This is a genomic window from Streptomyces sp. NPDC007346 (genome assembly GCF_040703535.1).
In the GTDB taxonomy this organism is placed as follows: domain Bacteria; phylum Actinomycetota; class Actinomycetes; order Streptomycetales; family Streptomycetaceae; genus Streptomyces.
In genome coordinates, this window is record NZ_JBEYKR010000100.1 from 1 (window position 1) to 17,799 (window position 17,799).

A 17,799-nucleotide genomic window follows, 5' to 3' on the forward strand; every position below is an offset into this window, starting at 1 on the left:
GGTTCAAATCCTGTCCCCGCTACTGAAGAACGAAGGCCCGGATCCTATGGGATCCGGGCCTTCGTCGTGCCGTCGCGACTTTCTCGTTCTGTGGGCGTGAAGTGCGGTTCGTTGGGCACCAGTTGGGTCCCGACGTGTTTGACTTGTCTCTCTGTGGGCATGTCGACAAAACGCTGAAGTGACCTCACTGGCCGCGATATACCAGGTGTACGCGGGTTACAGGTGGTGCGACGATGGTATTTATGGGGGACAGGGCAACTCTGTTGGAGACAGGGCGGTTTGTGCAGCGGCGCGGCCAGAAGACGGACAAGGTGGCAGATGCGGCCTTCGCTGCCGTCATCGCCGGGGCGGCCGGAGCGAACGCGAGCACACCCGGACCACGGGACGCCACCACCGCCGGTGAAGCGGGGCCCGCCGTCGAGGCGCCGACCCGGGGCAGGGGGCGTACCACGAGCGAGACCACCGCGACGGTGGGACACGCGGACGCCGTGCGCCCCGCCGGCGTCACGCGCGGGACCACTTCGGCCGGGATCACCTCGGACGCGCCCGCCTCGGATGTGACCACCTCCGACGCGGGCACCACGGACGCCGTCGACGCGGCGGCCAGCGCCGAGGCGGAGGCGCGCCACCGCCGGGCGGCCGAGGCCGGGGACACCGCGTCCATGAGCGTGCTGGGCGCCCTGCTGCTGCGCCGCGGCGAGCTGGACGGCGCCGAGACCTACCTCCGCGCAGCCACCGCCGACGGCGACCGGGCCGCCGCCAACAACCTGGGCGTCCTGCTCCACCAGCGGGGCTACCCGGACGAGGCCGCCGGCTGGTGGCGCATCGCCGCCGTGGCCGGCTCCGCCGCCGCCGCGCACGCGCTGGGCCGCCACTTCCGCGAGCGCGGGGACGAGCCCGGCGCCGAATACTGGCTGCGCCAGTCCGCCGAGCAGGGCCACGCGCTGGGCGCCTACGCGCTGGCCGACCTCCTGGAGCACCGCGGCGACATCGGCGCCGAGCGCTGGCTGCGCGCGGCCGCCGAGCAGGGCCACCGCGAGGCCGCCTACCGGCTGGCCCGCACCCTGGAGCGGAACGCGGTCGAGGACCCGCACGAGGCCTTCGGCCTGGGCCGGGGCACCGGCCGCGGCGGCCTCGGTTACCCCGGCGACCCGGCCGCGCCCGCGCCCGTGCCCGCACCGGCGACGGGCACGCGGCGTACGCAGGGTGCGACGGGAACGAAGGGCGCGAAGAGCGGCCCGGCGGGCGACAGCCCCGTGGCCGGTCCGGCGGCGGGCCGGGTCGGCGAGGCCGAGCAGTGGTACCGCCGGGCCGCCGCCCGGGGCCACCGCCGCGCCGCCCTGCACCTCGGCGCGATCCTGGAGCAGCGTGGCGAGCTGAAGGAGGCGGGCCGCTGGTATCTCACCGCCGCCAAGGACGGCGAGGCCCGCGCCGCCTGCGCGCTGGGCTTCCTGCTGCGCGACGCGGGCGACGAGGAGAGCGCCGCCGTGTGGTGGCTGCGCGCCGCCCAGGACGGTGACGGCAACGCGGCCAACGCGCTGGGCGCCCTGCACGCGGCGCGCGGCGAGCAGCAGACCGCCGAGCGCTGGTACCGGGCCGCCATGGACGCCGGTGACGTGAACGGCGCGTACAACCTCGGGCTGCTCTGCGCCGCCCAGGACCGTACGCCGCAGGCCGAGCAGTGGTACCGCCGCGCCGCCTACGCCGGGCACCGCGAGGCCGCCAACGCGCTCGCCGTGCTGCTGCTCCAGGCCGGCGACCACACCGGAGCCGAGCCCTGGTTCTCCAAGGCGGCCGAGGCGGGCAGCGTGGACGCCGCCTTCAACCTCGGCATCCTGCACGCCGGGCGCGACGAGGACCGTACGGCGCTGGGCTGGTACCAGCGGGCGGCGGCCGCCGGGCACACCGACGCGGCGCTTCAGGTCGCCATGGCCCTGCTGCGCGACGGCGAGGACCGGGAGGCCGAGCGCCATCTGCGGTGCGCGGCGGGCGGCGGCAGCGCCGAGGCGGCGTTCCGGCTGGCCGGGGTGCTCGACGCGCGCCAGCCGCCGCCGGGCCCGCCCGCGCTGGGCGAGCCGATGCCGGAGAAGACCGAGTGCGAGGAGTGGTACGAGCGCGCCGCCCAGCAGGGCCACCGCCGCGCCCAGGTCAGGGTCGGCATGCTCGCCGCCGCGCGCGGGGACGTGGAGAGCGCCGCCCACTGGTACCGGGAGGCCGCCGAGGCGGGCAGCCGCAACGGCGCCTTCAACCTGGGCCTGCTGCTCGCCCGCGAGGGCAGCGAGCGCGAGGCCGCCCTGTGGTGGAGTCGTGCGGCCAACGACGGTCACGGCCGGGCCGCGCTGCGCCTGGCCCTGCTCGCCGCCCGCCGGGGCGAGCTCACCGAGGGCCAGCGCTGGTGCGCGCGGGCCGTGGAGCTGGGCCCGGCCGAGGTGGCCGAGCGGGCGGCACGGCTGCGCGACGCGCTGCACCAGGAGCTCACCGCGTAAGGCCGGGACCGCGTAAGGCCGGAACCGCGTAACGCCGGGACCGCGCAGCGCGACAGAACCCAGCCCCCCGGGGCCGGTGTGAATGAATTTGCGCCGTTCGACCTGCTGACGTAATGTTGCATTCACCGACGCGGGGTGGAGCAGCTCGGTAGCTCGCTGGGCTCATAACCCAGAGGTCGCAGGTTCAAATCCTGTCCCCGCTACTGAAGAACGAAGGCCCGGATCTCGACCAGAGATCCGGGCCTTCGTCATGTCGGTCAGCATCCCCACGCCTTGTCGGCACCCCCGAAACACCATGTCGGTACCCCCGAAAAAAGCCGGACCCGCCTGTCCGACAGGCGGGCCCGACATGCTCAGGGGTGCTCTCAGGCAGCAGCGGCGCAGCTCGGACAGAGCCCTCGGTACGTCACCTCGACGCCGGAGACCGTGAAGCCGTAGCGCTCCTCCGCCGGCAGGTCCGTGAGCGGGTTGCCCGCCGGGTGCACGTCACGGATGGCGCCGCACTGGCCGCAGATCAGGTGGTGGTGCGGGCGGTGCGCGTTCGGGTCGTACCGCTTGGCGCGGCGATCGGTGGAGACCTCCAGCACCTCACCGAGGGACACCATCTCACCGAGGGTGTTGTAGACGGTGGCGCGCGAGATCTCGGGCAGCTTGTCGACGGCCCTCGCGTGGACCTCGTCAGCCGTCAGGTGCACATGGTCCCCGTCGAGGACCTCGGCCACGACACGCCGCTGCGCCGTCATGCGCCAGCCGCGTCCACGGAGTCGTTCCAGCAGGTCGCTCATGCAATCCAGCCTAACAGTGGAGGGACCGAGTCCCGATCGGGTGTGACTTTGGATGTTCACTTGACTTAGACATTGTCCATTGTAGGATCGAGACCGGCATTCGCCAAGGGACAGGGCTGTACAGGAAACAGATGGCTGTACAGGACATGACGCAGGAGGCGCACGTGACGCAGGGACCGCTCACCACGGAGGCCGGGGCGCCGGTAGCCGACAACCAGAACAGTGAGACCGCGGGCGCCGGCGGTCCGGTTCTCGTCCAGGACCAGGCGCTCCTGGAGAAGCTCGCCCACTTCAACCGCGAGCGCATCCCGGAGCGCGTCGTGCACGCCCGCGGCGCCGGCGCGTACGGCACCTTCACCGTGACCCGCGACGTGTCGCAGTGGACCCGGGCGAAGTTCCTCTCCGAGGTCGGCAAGCAGACCGAGACGTTCCTGCGCTTCTCCACCGTCGCCGGCAACCTCGGCTCCGCCGATGCCGTGCGTGACCCGCGTGGCTTCGCGCTGAAGTTCTACACCGAAGAGGGCAACTACGACCTCGTCGGCAACAACACCCCGGTGTTCTTCATCAAGGACGCCATCAAGTTCCCCGACTTCATCCACACCCAGAAGCGCGACCCGTACACCGGCTCGCAGGAGGCGGACAACGTCTGGGACTTCTGGGGTCTGTCGCCCGAGTCGACGCACCAGGTGACCTGGCTCTTCGGCGACCGGGGCATCCCGGCCACGCTGCGCCACATGAACGGGTACGGCTCGCACACCTTCCAGTGGAACAACGAGGCCGGCGAGGTCTTCTGGGTCAAGTACCACTTCAAGACCGACCAGGGCATCAAGAACCTCACCACCGAGGAGGCCGTCCGGCTCTCCGGCGTCGACCCCGACTCGCACCAGCGCGACCTGCGCGAGTCGATCGAGCGCGGTGACTTCCCGTCCTGGACGGTGCAGGTCCAGATCATGCCGGCGGCGGACGCGGCGACGTACCGCTTCAACCCGTTCGACCTCACCAAGGTGTGGCCGCACGCGGACTACCCGCCGATCGAGATCGGCAAGCTGGAGCTCAACCGCAACCCGGAGAACGTCTTCGCCGAGGTCGAGCAGTCGATCTTCAGCCCCGCGCACTTCGTGCCGGGCATCGGCCCGTCCCCGGACAAGATGCTCCAGGGCCGTCTCTTCGCGTACGGCGACGCCCACCGCTACCGCGTCGGCATCAACGCCGACCACCTGCCGGTGAACCGCCCGCACGCCACCGAGGCGCGCACCAACAGCCGGGACGGCTACCTCTACGACGGCCGCCACAACGGCACCAAGAACTACGAGCCGAACAGCTTCGGCGGCCCCTTCCAGACGGACCGGCCGCTGTGGCAGTCCGTCCCCGTCACCGGTGCCACCGGCAACCACGAGGCCCCCGTCCACGCCGAGGACGACGACTTCGTGCAGGCCGGAAACCTCTACCGGCTCCTCTCCGAGGACGAGAAGGGCCGGCTGATCGACAACCTCGCCGGGTTCATCTCCCAGGTCTCGCGCGACGACATCGCCGAGCGCGCGATCAACAACTTCCGCCAGGCGGACGGTGACTTCGGCAAGCGGCTGGACACCGCGGTTCAGGCCCTTCGCGGCTGACCTGACGCTTGCCGTCGACGGTGGGCCGGCTCCCCTCGCGGGGATCCGGCCCATTGGCCGTTCCTACGCCGACCCGGCGGCCGCCACGCTACGGCGACGGGCGGGCGCCCAGCAGCGGATGATGTCGCGCACCGACACGATGCCCACCGGGCCGGTGCCGTCCAGCACGATCAGGTGCCGGAACCCGCCGTGCGTCATGGCCGCCGCGGCCTCCTCCAGGGTCCAGGCCGGGACGGCGAACACCACGTCGGTGGTGGTGTGGGCGGACGCGGTCTCCAGGTCGGGGTCCTGGCCCGACCCGATCGCGTCGAGGATGTCGCGCTCGGTGATGATCCCGAACCCGTAGGTGTCCGGGTCGTGGACGACGGCCGCCCCGATGCGGCGGGCCGACATCAGCCGGGCGGCCTGGCGGAGCGTGTGGGCGGGGCCGATGGTGAGGACCACCGTGCTCATGGCGTCACGGACGAGCATGGAACGAGCCACCTCCTCGGTGAGCCGACTCTGTGAGTCGGTTCACAAATTCACAAGCGGGGGGACTCTCAGAGTTGCACCCTCGGGCGGGCCCGACAAGGCGTGGGCCGGGCGCATACCGGGGGAGTGCGCGAGCACGCGCCGCACCCGCGAGCGCCCGGCGACCGGCAGGGATGTCAGTAGCGCTGGTTGAGGTAGCCCAGCAGCTCTTCGTGGAGCAGCCCGTTCGACGCGGCTCCGTTGGCGCCGCCGGGGCCGTCGGCCCCGTCCAGGTCGGTGAACCGGCCGCCCGCCTCCTGGACGATGATCGCGTTCGCCGCCATGTCCCAGAGCGAGAGCTCCGGCTCCGCGCAGATGTCCACCGAACCCTCGGCGACCATCATGTACGGCCAGAAGTCGCCGTACCCCCGCGTCCGCCAGCAGGCCCGCGTCAGGTCCAGGAAGCCGTCCAGGCGGCCCTGCTCCTCCCAGCCGCTCAGCGAGGAGAAGGCGAACGAGGAGTCCGCGATCGTCTCCACCTTGGACACGTGCAGGCGGGTCGCGGAGGTGAGGCTGCGTCCGGAGAACGCGCCCGCGCCCTTCGCCGCCCACCAGCGCCGGTTCAGCGCCGGCGCGGAGACCACGCCGACCACCGGCTGGAAACCTCCCCCACTCTCGGCTCCGCTCGAGCGGGAGGTACCCCCTCCCCCGGCCTCCATCAGCGAGATCAGCGTCGCCCACACCGGCACACCGCGTACGTAGTTCTTGGTGCCGTCGATCGGGTCGATCACCCAGCGCCGCGGCCCGGTGCCCTCGACCCCGTACTCCTCGCCCAGAATCGCGTCGCGCGGGCGGGCCCGGTGCAGGTGGCCGCGGATCAGCTCCTCGGCGGCCTTGTCGGCCTCGCTCACCGGCGTCATGTCCGGCTTGGTCTCCACCTTCAGGTCGAGGGCCTTGAACCGGTCCATCGTCGCCGCGTCGGCGGCGTCCGCCAGTACATGGGCGAGGCGCAGATCATCGTGGTAGTCGGGCATGCCGTCACAGTATCCAGCCGTACGGGGCACGGGCCACCGGCCCCCGGCCCCGGTGGCCCCGGCCCCGGTGACCCTGGCCCCCGTTGACCCCGCCGCCCGTGACCTCGGCTCCCGGTCCCCGCCCCCGTTGACCCGGACCGTACGCGGCCCCTTGACAGCCGCCATGGGCGCCTCAACTCTGAACCGCAGGCCCCGGGGCGTGGGAGGCGGCGATGCCGACAGCGCGAGAAGCCCTGCTGGACGCCGCGCTCAGGGCGCTCGCCGACCGGCCCTGGCGCACGGTGCGGATGGTCGACGTCGCCGCGCTGGCCGGTGTCTCCCGGCAGACCCTCTATAACGAGTTCGGCACCAAGGGCGGTCTGGCCGGCGCGCTGCTGCGGCAGGCCGCCGACGGCTATCTGACCGGCGTGGACCGCGCGCTGACGGCTCCCGCGCCGGAGCACCCGGCCGCCGTGGCGCGCTGGACCGTACGGGCCGCCCGCGAGGACCCGCTGGTCAAGGGGTTGCTCACCGGGCTCTGGGGCGAGGGGCTGCCCCGCCCGAGCCGCGATGTCCCGGCCCACGACGTCCCGGGCCCCGCCCGCCTGCTCGCCCTGGCCAGGGACCGGGTGGTGGCCGCGTCGCATCCGGCCGCCCCGTGCCCGACGGTGGCGGGGCGCTGCGAGATCGCCCTCCGGCTCGCGCTCTCCTGCGTGATCGTTCCCCCGCCGCCCGGCCGGACGACCCGTCAGTGCGCGGAGCCGGACAGCTGGAGCCCGATCACTCCGATGATCACCAGTGAGATCGACACCAGCTTCAGCGTCGAGACGACGTCACCGAGGAAGACCATGCCGTAGATCGCCGTCCCGGCCGCGCCGATGCCGGTCCACACCGCGTACGCGGGCCCCACGTCCAGCTTCTTCAGCGCCAGCGTCAGAAGGCCGAAACTACCCAGGGCGAACGCGGCGAACGCGACGGTCGGCCAGAGCCGGGTGAAGCCGTGCGAGAGCTTCAGGCAGACGGCGAAACCGGTCTCCAGCAGTCCGGCGACCACGACCATCAGCCATGCCATCGTCCGTTGCCTCCTGCGTAGTTGGCGGGCCGGTCCCGCACGGACGATTATGCCTTTACCAATTGTTGAAACTCGCAAACATGACCGATGCGCAAGGGCCGAATACGGCCACATCGAGGCCGGTCGGCGTCAGTCGCCCTCGCGCCGCTCGCGGGTCGAGAGCAGCCGGCGCAGGGAGTCGAGCCGCGCCGGATCGGCGTGCCCCTCGGCCACCCAGGCGTCCAGCGCGCACTCCGGCTGGTTCTCGTCGTGGGTGCAGCCGCGCGGGCAGTTCTCGGTGCCCGGCTGGAGGTCGGGGAACGCGTTGATGACGCGTGACGGGTCGACGTGGTGCAGTCCGAACGACCGTACGCCGGGGGTGTCGACGACCCAGCCGCGGCCGTCGGGCAGCGGCAGCGCGAGCGCGGACGTGGTGGTGTGCCGGCCGCGGCCGGTGACCGCGTTGACGATGCCGGTGGTCCGCCGCCGGTCCTTCGGCACCAGGGCGTTGACCAGCGTCGTCTTGCCGACCCCGGAGTGGCCGACGAAGGCGGTGATCTTGCCCTCCAGCTGCTCGCGCACCCGGTCCGCCGCGCCGCCGCTCTCCAGCTCCTCGCGGTTGGTCACGATGTACGGGACGCCGAGCGGCGTGTACGCCTCCAGCAGCTTGTCCGGCGAGGCCAGGTCGGACTTGGTCAGCACCAGCAGCGGGGTGAGGCCACCGTCGTACGCCGCCACCAGACAGCGGTCGATCATGCGCGGGCGCGGCTCCGGGTCGGCCAGCGCGGTGACGATCGCCAGCTGGTCGGCGTTGGCGACGACCACGCGCTCGTACGGGTCGTCGTCGTCGGCCGTGCGCCGCAGCACCGTACGGCGCGAGGCGATCCGCACGATCCGGGCCAGGGTGTCCTTCTCGCCGGACAGGTCCCCGACGATGGAGACGGTGTCGCCCACCACGGCCGCCTTGCGCCCCAGCTCGCGGGCCTTCATCGCCACCACGGTCCGGCCGTCGACGAGGCAGGTGAGCCGCCCCCGGTCGACGGTGAGGACCATGCCGTCCTCGGCGTCCTCGTGCTTGGGCCGGATGTGCGTACGCGGCCGGTTGCCCTTGCGGTTGGGGCGGACGCGGATGTCGTCCTCGTCGGGGTTCTTCCCGTAGCGGCGCATGCTCTAGACCCCGAGCATTCCGGTCCACATGTCCGGGAAGTCCGGCAGGGTCTTGGCGGTCGTGGCCACGTTCTCGATCTCCACGCCCTTGACCGCGAGGCCGATGATCGCCCCGGCGGTGGCCATGCGGTGGTCGTCGTACGTGTGGAAGACACCGCCGCGCAGCGGGCGCGGGCGGATGTGCAGCCCGTCGGCCGTCTCCGTGACGTCGCCGCCCAGCTCGTTGATCTCCTTGGTGAGCGCGGCCAGCCGGTCCGTCTCGTGCAGCCGCAGGTGGGCGACGCCGCGCAGCGTGGAGGGGGAGTCGGCCAGCGCCGCGACCGCCGCGATGCCCGGGGTCAGCTCGCCGACCTCGCCGAGGTCCACGTCGATGCCGTGGACGCGGCCCGTGCCGGTGAAGGTCAGCCCGCGCTCGGTCAGCTCGCAGCTGCCACCCATCGCGGTGAAGATCTCGCGCAGCGCGTCACCCGGCTGGGTGGTCCGCTCGGGCCAGTCGGGGATGGTGACCCGGCCCCCGGTCACCAGGGCGGCGGCCAGGAACGGCTGGGCGTTGGAGAGGTCCGGCTCGATCGTCAGGTCCCGGCCGAGCAGCGCGGAGGGGGAGACCCGCCACACGTTCGGCTCGCCGCCCGTCTCCGGCTCGTCCACCTGCGCGCCGACGGCCCGCAGCATGTCGACGGTCATCCGGATGTGCGGCATCGAGGGGAGCGTGGTGCCGGTGTGCCGGACCTCCACGCCCTGGTTGAAGCGCGGTGCCGACAGCAGCAGCGCCGAGACGAACTGGGAGGACGACGACGCGTCGATCGCCACCGGGCCGCCGTCCAGCGCCCCGCCGCCGTGCACGGTCAGCGGCAGCGCGCCGCGCCCGTCGTCGTCGATCCGCGCGCCCAGCGCCCGCAGCCCCTCGATCACGCCGGTCAGCGGACGCTCGTAGGAACGGGGGTCGCCGTCGAAGCGGACCGGCCCGTCGGCGAGGGTGGCGACGGGCGGCAGGAAGCGCATGACGGTGCCGGCGTTGCCGACGTCGACGGTGGCCGGGCCGTGCAGCCCGGCCGGGATGACCCGCCAGGCCTCGCCGGAGCTGTCGGGGGAGGCGGCGGCGGAGGGGCTGGACGCCGACGAGGAGGAGACCGTCTCCTCGATGCCGACGCCCATCGCGCGCAGCGCCTCGGCCATCAGCAGGGTGTCGCGGGAGCGCAGCGGGCGGCGGAGCCAGCCCGGCTCGGAGGCCAGCGAAGCCAGCACGAGCGCCCGGTTGGTGACCGATTTCGATCCGGGCACGGTGACGGTCGCGTCGACGGCTCCACTCGCGTGGGGTGCGGGCCAGAGGGCGGGGTGCACGGAACTCTCGGTCATGGCCATTACTTTAGTGGCTCCGTGCCCGGCCTGGATTGTCGACAAAAGGCAGGAAACCGTCCCGTAACGCAAGAGTGGTGGAGGTCGGAGCGCGGTGGGGGCCGGCTCCCACCGGCCGGGGAGCGCTGGGGCCCGGGTCACGCCCCTGGCGGTGTCACCAGCCCAGCAGCCAGCGTCCGCCGCCGATCAGCGAGCACAGCGACACCGAGTGGAAGAGGAACAGCCACAGCGCGGCCGGGGCGTGGGTCAGCCGGGCCAGCTGGTCCGCGTCGGAGTCCGGGGCGCCCCCGAAGCGCCGCTTGGACTGGAGCTCGAAGGGCGGCCGCACCCCGCCCAGCAGCAGGAACCAGACCACCGCGTACGCGAACGCCGACTGGACGTCCGACGAGGTCAGCCAGGACACCAGCAGGAACACCGTGCCGGTCAGGATGACGGTGAGGGCCCCGTACACGTTGCGGATCATCACCAGCAGCGCGGCGAGCAGCGCCGTGGCCACCCACAGCAGCAGCGTGATCCGGCCGTTGGTCAGCAGCCAGGCACCGCCCAGGCCCAGCAGCGAGGGGGCCGTGTAGCCGGCCGCCGCGGTGAGGATCATGCCGATGCCGGTCGGTTTGCCGCGGCTCACGGTCAGTCCGCTGGTGTCCGAGTGCAGCCGTATGCCGGAGAGCTGGCGCCCTGTGAGCAGGGCCACCAGGCCGTGGCCGCCCTCGTGCGCGATGGTGATGGTGTTGCGCGCGATCCGCCATATCGGGTTCGGCACGACGACGACGAGCGCCAGGGCGGCCGTCACCACCACCAGCCACTGCTCGGGCGCGGGCTGGGTGCCGGTGAGGCGATCCCACAGATCGCCCAGTTCGGTGCTGTTCATCGGCCGGGCGACTCCTTGCGGTGGGGGCGGGCGGTCGTGGCAGTCTGGCACTTATGTGCGGACGGTATGCAGCGAGTCGGGGGCCCGAGGACCTGACCGGACTCTTCGGCGTCGAGAAGTGGGAACCCACCGAGACCTTGGAGCCGGACTGGAACGTGGCGCCGACCAAAGAGGTCTACGCGGTTCTGGAGCGTCCTGTTAAGGACGCGGACGACCAGCGTCCGGTTCGCCAGTTGCGGGCCCTCAAGTGGGGGCTCGTGCCCTCCTGGTCGAAGACCCCCGAGGGCGCGGCCCGGATGATCAACGCCCGCGCGGAGACCGTGCACGAGAAGCCGTCCTTCCGCCGCGCCTTCGCCCAGCGCCGCTGCATCCTGCCCGCCGACGGCTACTACGAGTGGGTCACCGGCGCCGAGGAACGGCAGCTGGAGGAGAAGAAGGGCAAGAAGCGGGCGCGCAAGCAGCCCTATTTCGTCACCCCCGCCGACGGCTCGGTCTTCGCGATGGCCGGACTGTACGAGTTCTGGCGCGACCCGACCCTCCCCGGCGACCACGAGAACGCCTGGTGGGTGACGTGCTCGGTGATCACCACCGAGGCCGAGACCACACCGCTGGGCGTCGCCCCCGCCGAGGGCCCGAGCGCGCTCGCCGACATCCACCCCCGGATGCCGCTGATGCTCACCCCGGACCGCTGGGACACCTGGCTGGACCCCTCGCACACCGACCTGGACGAGCTCCGCGCGCTGCTGGAGCCGCCGCCCGGCGGGCTGATGCGCGCCTACCCGGTCGCCACCGCCGTCAGCAACGTCCGCAACAACGGGCCGGAACTGCTGGAGGAGCTGGCCGCGCCGGAGGAGGCCACCCTCTTCTGAGGAGCCCCCTCTGAGGGAGTCCAGGGAAGTCCTGAGGCAGTCAGGGAAAGTCCTGAGGGAGTCCGGGGGAGTCCTGGCAGTCAGAGAAAGTGCCCGAGGGGATCCGGGGGAGTCCTGAGGGCGTCCGGGGGAGCCCGAGGGAGAGGATGGCCCCGTGAGCCGTCAACGTAGTACGCAGAACGTGACCACCGACGCCGGTGAGGCCCGGATCACCTGGTTCCCCGCCACGACCGCCGCCGGGCCCCGCTTCGTACTGGCCGCGAGCCACGGGGCGGGCGGCGGCATCGAGGCCCGCGACCTGAAGGCCCTGGCCGCCGCCCTGCCCGGACACGGGGTCACCGTCGCCCTGGTGGAGCAGCCCTGGCGGGTGGCCGGCAAGAAGGTGGCCCCGGCCCCGAAGACCCTGGACACCGGCTGGCGCGGGCTGTGGCCCGCCCTGGCCGCCCCCGGGCCGCCGGTGGTCTCCGCGGGCCGCAGCGCCGGGGCCCGGGTCGCCTGCCGGACCGCCACCGAGCTGGGCGCGGCGGCCGTCCTGGCGCTCAGCTTCCCGCTGCACCCCCCGGGCAAGCCCGAGAAGTCCCGGGCGGACGAGCTGCTGGGCACGGGCGTGCCCACCCTCGTGGTCCAGGGCGGCAACGACCCGTTCGGGCGGCCGGAGGAGTTCCCGCCCGGCCCGTACGAGCTGGCGGAGGTGCCGTACGGCGACCACGGCTTCGCCGTACCGAAGAGGTCGGGGCTGAGCGAGGCCGAGACGATGGAGATCCTGACCGGCGCGGTGACGAAGTGGCTCGCCGCCCTCGGGTGAGCGCCGGCTGACCGAAGCCTCGCGCCCGGCCTCGGCTGACCGAAGCCCCGCCCCCGGCCTCAGGTGACCGAAGCCTCACGCCGGCTGACCGAAGCCCCGCCCCCGGGCCACCGCCGCCCCACGGGAATGCCGCGTGAGGGGGTGCTGTTGTTGGGGACATCGGTACAACGACGTCGTACGTGAGAGGGAGTCCGTCGCATGGGTTCGACCATCTGCCCCAGTCGCCCGAACGCCGCTGACCTGGAGTGGACCGTGCTGCCCGCAGCGAGGACCACCCACGAGCGGTCCCTGGGCGGAGCTGATCGACAGCCCGCCGCCAAGCAAGGTCGACTATTCTCCGAGGCGAGCGGGTCCGGTTTCGGCTCCGCCACATCGTTGGAGGAGGTGGGTCCGGTCACAGGGACCGACACAGGGACCGACGACGGCCGTGCACCGGAGACGACCGCCGAGCGCAACGCGCGCTTCGAGCGGGACGCCCTCGGCTTTCTCGACCAGATGTACTCGGCGGCGCTGCGCATGACGCGCAACCCCGCCGATGCCGAGGACCTGGTCCAGGAGACCTACGCCAAGGCGTACGGCTCCTTCCACCAGTTCCGTGAGGGCACGAACCTCAAGGCGTGGATGTACCGCATCCTCACCAACACCTTCATCAACTCGTACCGCAAGAAGCAGCGCGAGCCCCAGCGCAGCGCCGCCGAGGAGATCGAGGACTGGCAGCTGGCGCGCGCCGAGTCGCACATGTCGACCGGTCTGCGCTCGGCCGAGTCCCAGGCCCTCGACCACCTGCCGGACTCCGACGTGAAGTCGGCGCTCCAGGCGATTCCCGAGGAGTTCCGCATCGCCGTGTATCTCGCCGATGTAGAGGGCTTTGCCTACAAGGAGATCGCGGACATCATGGGGACTCCCATCGGTACGGTGATGTCCCGGCTCCACCGCGGCCGTCGTCAGCTGCGCGGCATGCTGGAGGACTACGCCCGTGAGCGCGGGCTCGTCGCGGCCGGTGCCGGTGATTCGGACGATCGGAAAGGCTCTGCCTCATGAGCTGCGGAGAGCCGCACGAGACGGATTGCTCGGAGGTCCTCGACCATCTCTACGAGTTCCTCGACCGGGAGATGCCCGAGGGCGACTGCACCAAGTTCGAGGAGCACTTCGAGGAGTGCTCCCCGTGCCTGGAGAAGTACGGCCTGGAACAGGCCGTGAAGAAGCTGGTCAAGCGCTGCTGCGGGCAGGACGAGGTCCCGACCGACCTGCGCTCCAAGGTGATGGGCCGGATCGACCTGATCAGGGCCGGTGAGGCCGTGCCCGAGCAGGACATCATCGTCAGCGGCCCGGACACCGCCGTCGGCGGCCAGGACGTGACCGTCACCGACGTCACCGTCACCGGGACGGACCAGGCCGCGACAGCGCGGGAATAGCCGCCGGTCAGGGTCGCCGGACCGGTCACCCGAATGTGCTAATCACCCCCGTTGCGGCTCGGTGAGCCCGCCGAATCACTAGCGTGACGCCTTCAGCGACCAGCGAGGGGCGAGTGCGGGCGTGAGAGGCACACCGGCGGCGACGCGTGGCTGCATCCTGGCGGCGGTGATCGCCGCCGTCTGCTGCGCCCTCCCGGCCCTGCGCCCCGAGGCCGCCACCCCGTGGGGCACGGCGGGCCTGCTCGCCGCCCTCTGCCTCCTCTGCGAAGCCGTCGGCCGCCGCTGCGACCCGGGCTCCGCCCAGGCCGGTGCCGGATCGTTCCTCCCCCTGCTGCCCGCCGCCGCCTTCCTGCTGCCGCCCCCGGCCGCCGCGCTGGTCGCGGCAGCGGCGTCCCTGGCCGGGCGGGTGGACCAGCCGCCCTTCGCGGCCCGGCGGACCTGGCGGGCCGCACAGCACGCCCTCGCCTGCTGCGCCGCCTCCTGGGCCCACGCGCTCCTCGGCGGACCCGCCGCCCTCGGGGGCACCGGTGCGCCGGACCTCCCGTACGCCCTGCTGCCCGCCGCCGTGGCGGCCCTCGCCTTCTCCCTGGTGCTGACGGCCCTGGACTGCGCGATCCTCGCGGCGGCCGAAGGCCGGCCCGTACGCCGTTCCTGGCGCACCCTGCTGCCGCGCGCCGTGGGGCCCCACCTGGTGCACGCGCTCGCCGGGCTGATGATGGCCGTGCTGTGGCGCAGCCCGTACGGGCCCGTCGCCGCGCTCTTCGTGCTGCTGCCCATGTACATCTCCTGCTGGGTCTTCGCCCAGTACCACCGCGAGGACGCCGCCCACCGGGCCACCATCCGCGCGCTGGTCCAGGCCGTCGACATCAAGGACACCTACACCCGGGGCCACAGCGAGCGGGTCGGCCGGGCCTCCGTGCTGATCGCGCGCGAACTCGGCATGGACCAGGGACGCCTGGAGGCCCTGCGCTTCGCCGGCATCCTCCACGACGTCGGCAAGCTGGGCGTACCCACCCGGGTGCTGCGCAAGGACGGCCCGCTCACCCCCGACGAGCGCCGGATCATGGAGCTGCACCCGGAGTACGGGCACGAGATCGTCCGGTCCATCGGCTTCCTGGACCAGGCCCGCGCCGCGATCCTGCACCACCACGAACGGCTCGACGGCACCGGCTATCCGTACGGGCTCCGGGGCGGCGCCATCCCCGAGTCCGCCCGGATCGTCGCGGTCGCCGACGCCTTCGACGCCATGACCTCCACCCGTTCCTACCGGCGCGGGCGGCCCGTGCCCGCCGCCCTGAGAGAGCTGCGGCGGTGCGCGGGCAGCCAGTTCGACCCGCGCATGGTGCGGGCCCTGGCCCGCGCCGTGGACCGGCACGGCTGGAGCGGCGCGGACACGGCGGTGACGGCGGACGAGGCGGGGGCGGTCCCCACCGCCCGGGAGGAAGCCGGACCACCACCGGCGAGACATGCGGCACGCCCCTCCCCGGACCGGTCCCCGTGAGAGGCCTCACGCCGTCGAGGGACCGTACGCGGCCGAGGGGCCACACCCCGCCCGCCCTCCTGGCCGTGCGCGCCGCCGCCCTCGCCCTCACCCTCACCGCGCTCGCCCACACCCTCCTGCACGGCCTGGCCGGACCGGGCCACGCCCTGGCCTTCGGGCTCCTCGTCGCCGTGGGGGAGCTGGCCCGCCGGGGCGGGGCGCCCGGGGAGCGGGAGCCCGCGCCACTCGCCGCCGCCGGGGCGCTGGCGTACGCCCTGCTCGGGGACAGCGCCGGGGAGCCGACCGGGCACGGGCCCCTCCAGGTGGTCGCCGTGGTCGTCGCCGCGCAGCTCGTGGCCGCCGTGGTCCGACCGGCCCGGGGCGGTGGCCGCGGCGGCGGCGCGGACGTGGACCGGGTGGCGCGGCGGGTGCTGACGGTGGGGTTCGCCGCCGTCTGCTTCCAGCCGCTGTACGACTCCGGGCAGGCGGTGCGGTGGTTCGGCGACGGGCTGTACTTCGCGCTGTTCCTCCTCGCACTGCTGGCGCTGACCGCCGTCTGCGACGCGCTGCTCGCCGCCCTCGTGGCGTGCGCGCGGGCCCTGCCGTACGGCACCGGGGCCCCGCCCCCGTACGGACCGTTCCTCGGCGAGGAGCTGCGCGCGCTCGCCGGGATCGGGCCCGCGGTCGGGGCGAGCGGGGTGGTGATGGCGCTGGGGGTGGCCGTCGCCGGGCTGTGGGCGCTGCCGGTGCTCTGTGTGCCGCTGCTGCTGACCCAGGCCTCCTTCCGCCGGTACGCGGACGTCCGCGCGACCTACCGGCAGACCATCGCCTCGCTCGCCCGCGCCACCGAGGTCGCCGGATACACCCCGCCCGGCCACGCCCGCCGGGTCGCCGTCCTCGCCACCGCCGTGGGGCGGGAGCTGGGGCTCACGGGGTCGCAGCTGACCGTGCTGGAGTACGCGGCCCTGATGCACGACATCGGCCAGCTCTCCCTGCTCGACCCGGTCGCGGACGGGGCCACCGCCCGGCTGCCCGCCGCCGAGCAGCGCCGGATCGCGCTGCTCGGCGGGGCGGTGGTCCGCCGGACCGGGGTGGACCCGCAGGTGGCGGCGGTGGTCGAACAGCAGGCCGATCCGTACCGGGAACAACTGCCCGCCGCCAGGATCGTCAGGACGGTCAACGCATACGACGACCTGTGCGGGGAAGGCGTCGGCGGGCCGCTGGGGGCGCTGGAGGAGCTCAGGCTCGCCACCCGGCACGACCACCAGCCGCAGGTGGTGGAGGCCCTCGCGAGAGTCCTCGGCCGGGGCGGTCTGACCCGGGCCGGGGCTGGGTAACCCATGGGTAATGAGCGGGCGTCCGGCCGGGCATGGTTGGATGCGAAAGCAGAGCGGAAAACGAGGGTGTCCAGTCGGGACAGGCGGGAATCGTGAGGATCTTCGGGAAGGTACGGCATCGGCCGTCCGCCTCTTGGCGGCAGGCCACGGACCGCGCGTTCACGCTGATCGGCGACGGCCGGTACGAGGACGCGGGGGCGCTGCTGACGCGCGCGGCGGATCTGGAGCCCTGGCTCTCGGAGTCCTGGTTCAATCTGGCGCTGCTGCACAAGTTCCGGCACGACTGGGAGCAGGCGCGCGCGGCGGGCCTGCGGGCGGTCGCGCTGCTGGACCGCGAGGCCGGCGCCCCGGACTGGTGGAACGTCGGCATCGCGGCCACCGCGCTCCAGGACTGGCCGCTGGCGCGCCGGGCCTGGCAGGCGTACGGCCTCAAGGTGCCCGGCTCCGGGCTGAACAGCGCGGCCACCACCGAGCCGGCCGGCATGGAGCTGGGCAGCGCGGCGGTGCGGCTCTCGCCGGAGGGCGAGGCCGAGGTGGTCTGGGGGCGCCGGCTCGACCCGGCCCGGATGGAGGTCCTCTCCATCCCGCTGCCGTCCTCCGGGCGGCGCTGGGGCGAGGTCGTGCTGCACGACGGGGTGCCCAACGGCGAGCGGATCACCGCCGCCGGGCCCTCGTATCCGGTCTTCGACGAGATCGAGCTGTGGGCGCCCTCCCCGGTGCCGACCTGGGTGGTGCTGCTGGAGGCGGCCACCGAGGAGGACCGGGACGCCCTGGAGAAGCTGGCCTCGGACGCCGGGTTCGCCGCCGAGGACTGGTCGTCCTCCGTACGGCTGCTGTGCCGGGCCTGTTCGGAGAGCCGGATGGAGAGCGACGAGGGCGACGGGGAGCACCTGGACCCGCACGACCACAGCGAGCCGGGCCACCCGGGACCGCTGGGCCACCGCACGGCGGGCGCCGGTGACCTGTGGGTTCCCGAGCGCGAGTGCGGTCTCGCGGCGCCGGCCGGGCTGGTGCGCGGGCTGCTGGACGGCTGGGTGGCCGACAGTCCCGACAGCCGCGAGTGGCGGGATCTCGAAGAAGTCTGCTGACCGCTGCCCGTAG

General features: G+C 73.1%; 17 protein-coding genes and 1 tRNA gene. 11 read left to right on the plus strand and 7 right to left on the minus strand.

Features of this window, described 5'->3' with window-relative positions; genetic code table 11:
* Window positions 1-233 precede the first annotated feature (233 nt).
* Entirely contained in the window at window positions 234-2,486 is a 2,253-nt protein-coding gene (locus AB0917_RS23445) for a tetratricopeptide repeat protein (protein WP_366821584.1), read from the plus strand.
* Window positions 2,487-2,615: 129 nt separating this feature from the next.
* Window positions 2,616-2,689, plus strand: a tRNA-Met gene (locus AB0917_RS23450).
* Between the two features lie 162 nt (window positions 2,690-2,851).
* On the opposite strand, the gene AB0917_RS23455 is transcribed toward AB0917_RS23450, so the two are convergent.
* On the minus strand, window positions 2,852-3,271 hold the full coding sequence (locus AB0917_RS23455; RefSeq protein WP_366821585.1) for a Fur family transcriptional regulator: 420 nt from the start codon (window positions 3,269-3,271) through the stop codon (window positions 2,852-2,854).
* 146 nt (window positions 3,272-3,417) lie between these two features.
* On the opposite strand from AB0917_RS23455, the gene AB0917_RS23460 reads away from it, so the two are divergent.
* A complete protein-coding gene (locus AB0917_RS23460) occupies window positions 3,418-4,887 on the plus strand; it encodes a catalase (RefSeq protein ID WP_366821613.1) in 1,470 nt (489 codons plus the stop codon).
* Window positions 4,888-4,950: 63 nt separating this feature from the next.
* Here AB0917_RS23460 and AB0917_RS23465 read toward each other — a convergent pair whose 3' ends face one another.
* Window positions 4,951-5,358: a CBS domain-containing protein gene (locus AB0917_RS23465; protein ID WP_366821586.1), complete on the minus strand. Its 408-nt coding sequence runs from the start codon at window positions 5,356-5,358 to the stop codon at window positions 4,951-4,953.
* 176 nt (window positions 5,359-5,534) lie between these two features.
* Window positions 5,535-6,371: a histidinol-phosphatase gene (gene hisN, locus AB0917_RS23470; protein WP_366821587.1), complete on the minus strand. Its 837-nt coding sequence runs from the start codon at window positions 6,369-6,371 to the stop codon at window positions 5,535-5,537.
* Between the two features lie 212 nt (window positions 6,372-6,583).
* Here hisN and AB0917_RS23475 point away from each other — a divergent pair, with 212 nt between their 5' ends.
* Window positions 6,584-7,207 (plus strand): TetR/AcrR family transcriptional regulator, encoded by a 624-nt coding sequence (locus tag AB0917_RS23475; protein ID WP_366821588.1) that lies wholly within the window; start codon window positions 6,584-6,586, stop codon window positions 7,205-7,207.
* Here AB0917_RS23475 and AB0917_RS23480 read toward each other — a convergent pair.
* The 4 genes from AB0917_RS23480 to AB0917_RS23495 all read right to left on the minus strand — a co-directional run bounded on the left by AB0917_RS23480 (window position 7,099) and on the right by AB0917_RS23495 (window position 10,792).
* Complete coding sequence (locus tag AB0917_RS23480; RefSeq protein ID WP_366821590.1) at window positions 7,099-7,422, minus strand: multidrug efflux SMR transporter; 324 nt, start codon at window positions 7,420-7,422, stop codon at window positions 7,099-7,101. The genes AB0917_RS23475 and AB0917_RS23480 overlap by 109 nt on opposite strands.
* Window positions 7,423-7,551: 129 nt before the next feature.
* Complete coding sequence (rsgA, locus tag AB0917_RS23485) at window positions 7,552-8,568, minus strand: ribosome small subunit-dependent GTPase A (RefSeq protein ID WP_366821591.1); 1,017 nt, start codon at window positions 8,566-8,568, stop codon at window positions 7,552-7,554.
* Window positions 8,569-8,571: 3 nt separating this feature from the next.
* Window positions 8,572-9,924, minus strand: coding sequence for a 3-phosphoshikimate 1-carboxyvinyltransferase (gene aroA, locus AB0917_RS23490; protein WP_366821592.1), 1,353 nt, complete (start codon window positions 9,922-9,924; stop codon window positions 8,572-8,574).
* A 154-nt stretch (window positions 9,925-10,078) separates the two neighbouring features.
* Window positions 10,079-10,792: a M50 family metallopeptidase gene (locus AB0917_RS23495; protein ID WP_366821593.1), complete on the minus strand. Its 714-nt coding sequence runs from the start codon at window positions 10,790-10,792 to the stop codon at window positions 10,079-10,081.
* A 53-nt stretch (window positions 10,793-10,845) separates the two neighbouring features.
* On the opposite strand from AB0917_RS23495, the gene AB0917_RS23500 reads away from it, so the two are divergent.
* The 7 genes from AB0917_RS23500 (at window position 10,846) to AB0917_RS23530 (ending at window position 17,786) form a co-directional block, all read left to right on the plus strand.
* Window positions 10,846-11,661 (plus strand): SOS response-associated peptidase, encoded by an 816-nt coding sequence (locus AB0917_RS23500; protein WP_366821594.1) that lies wholly within the window; start codon window positions 10,846-10,848, stop codon window positions 11,659-11,661.
* Between the two features lie 154 nt (window positions 11,662-11,815).
* Window positions 11,816-12,466, plus strand: coding sequence for an alpha/beta family hydrolase (locus AB0917_RS23505; RefSeq protein ID WP_366821595.1), 651 nt, complete (start codon window positions 11,816-11,818; stop codon window positions 12,464-12,466).
* Window positions 12,467-12,850: 384 nt separating this feature from the next.
* Window positions 12,851-13,507, plus strand: coding sequence for a sigma-70 family RNA polymerase sigma factor (locus AB0917_RS23510; RefSeq protein ID WP_030113626.1), 657 nt, complete (start codon window positions 12,851-12,853; stop codon window positions 13,505-13,507).
* Window positions 13,504-13,881 (plus strand): mycothiol system anti-sigma-R factor, encoded by a 378-nt coding sequence (gene rsrA, locus AB0917_RS23515; protein WP_366821596.1) that lies wholly within the window; start codon window positions 13,504-13,506, stop codon window positions 13,879-13,881. Before AB0917_RS23510 ends, rsrA begins: the two co-directional genes overlap by 4 nt.
* A 121-nt stretch (window positions 13,882-14,002) precedes the next feature.
* On the plus strand, window positions 14,003-15,382 hold the full coding sequence (locus tag AB0917_RS23520; protein WP_366821597.1) for an HD-GYP domain-containing protein: 1,380 nt from the start codon (window positions 14,003-14,005) through the stop codon (window positions 15,380-15,382).
* Between the two features lie 65 nt (window positions 15,383-15,447).
* A complete protein-coding gene (locus AB0917_RS23525; protein WP_366821598.1) occupies window positions 15,448-16,698 on the plus strand; it encodes a metal-dependent phosphohydrolase in 1,251 nt (416 codons plus the stop codon).
* A 92-nt stretch (window positions 16,699-16,790) separates the two neighbouring features.
* Window positions 16,791-17,786, plus strand: a complete 996-nt coding sequence (locus tag AB0917_RS23530) for a hypothetical protein (protein WP_366821599.1) — start codon at window positions 16,791-16,793, stop codon at window positions 17,784-17,786.
* The last annotated feature ends 13 nt before the right edge of the window (window positions 17,787-17,799 follow it).

Excerpts from the sequence above, each read along its gene's own strand:
- AB0917_RS23445 (WP_366821584.1), top strand. The coding sequence starts at position 234 with ATGGTATTTATGGGGGACAGGGCAACTCTGTTGGAGACAGGGCGGTTT.
- AB0917_RS23455 (WP_366821585.1), bottom strand. The coding sequence starts at position 3,271 with ATGAGCGACCTGCTGGAACGACTCCGTGGACGCGGCTGGCGCATGACG.
- AB0917_RS23460 (WP_366821613.1), top strand. The coding sequence starts at position 3,418 with ATGACGCAGGAGGCGCACGTGACGCAGGGACCGCTCACCACGGAGGCC.
- AB0917_RS23465 (WP_366821586.1), bottom strand. The coding sequence starts at position 5,358 with ATGCTCGTCCGTGACGCCATGAGCACGGTGGTCCTCACCATCGGCCCC.
- hisN (WP_366821587.1), bottom strand. The coding sequence starts at position 6,371 with ATGCCCGACTACCACGATGATCTGCGCCTCGCCCATGTACTGGCGGAC.
- AB0917_RS23475 (WP_366821588.1), top strand. The coding sequence starts at position 6,584 with ATGCCGACAGCGCGAGAAGCCCTGCTGGACGCCGCGCTCAGGGCGCTC.
- AB0917_RS23480 (WP_366821590.1), bottom strand. The coding sequence starts at position 7,422 with ATGGCATGGCTGATGGTCGTGGTCGCCGGACTGCTGGAGACCGGTTTC.
- rsgA (WP_366821591.1), bottom strand. The coding sequence starts at position 8,568 with ATGCGCCGCTACGGGAAGAACCCCGACGAGGACGACATCCGCGTCCGC.
- aroA (WP_366821592.1), bottom strand. The coding sequence starts at position 9,924 with ATGACCGAGAGTTCCGTGCACCCCGCCCTCTGGCCCGCACCCCACGCG.
- AB0917_RS23495 (WP_366821593.1), bottom strand. The coding sequence starts at position 10,792 with ATGAACAGCACCGAACTGGGCGATCTGTGGGATCGCCTCACCGGCACC.
- AB0917_RS23500 (WP_366821594.1), top strand. The coding sequence starts at position 10,846 with ATGTGCGGACGGTATGCAGCGAGTCGGGGGCCCGAGGACCTGACCGGA.
- rsrA (WP_366821596.1), top strand. The coding sequence starts at position 13,504 with ATGAGCTGCGGAGAGCCGCACGAGACGGATTGCTCGGAGGTCCTCGAC.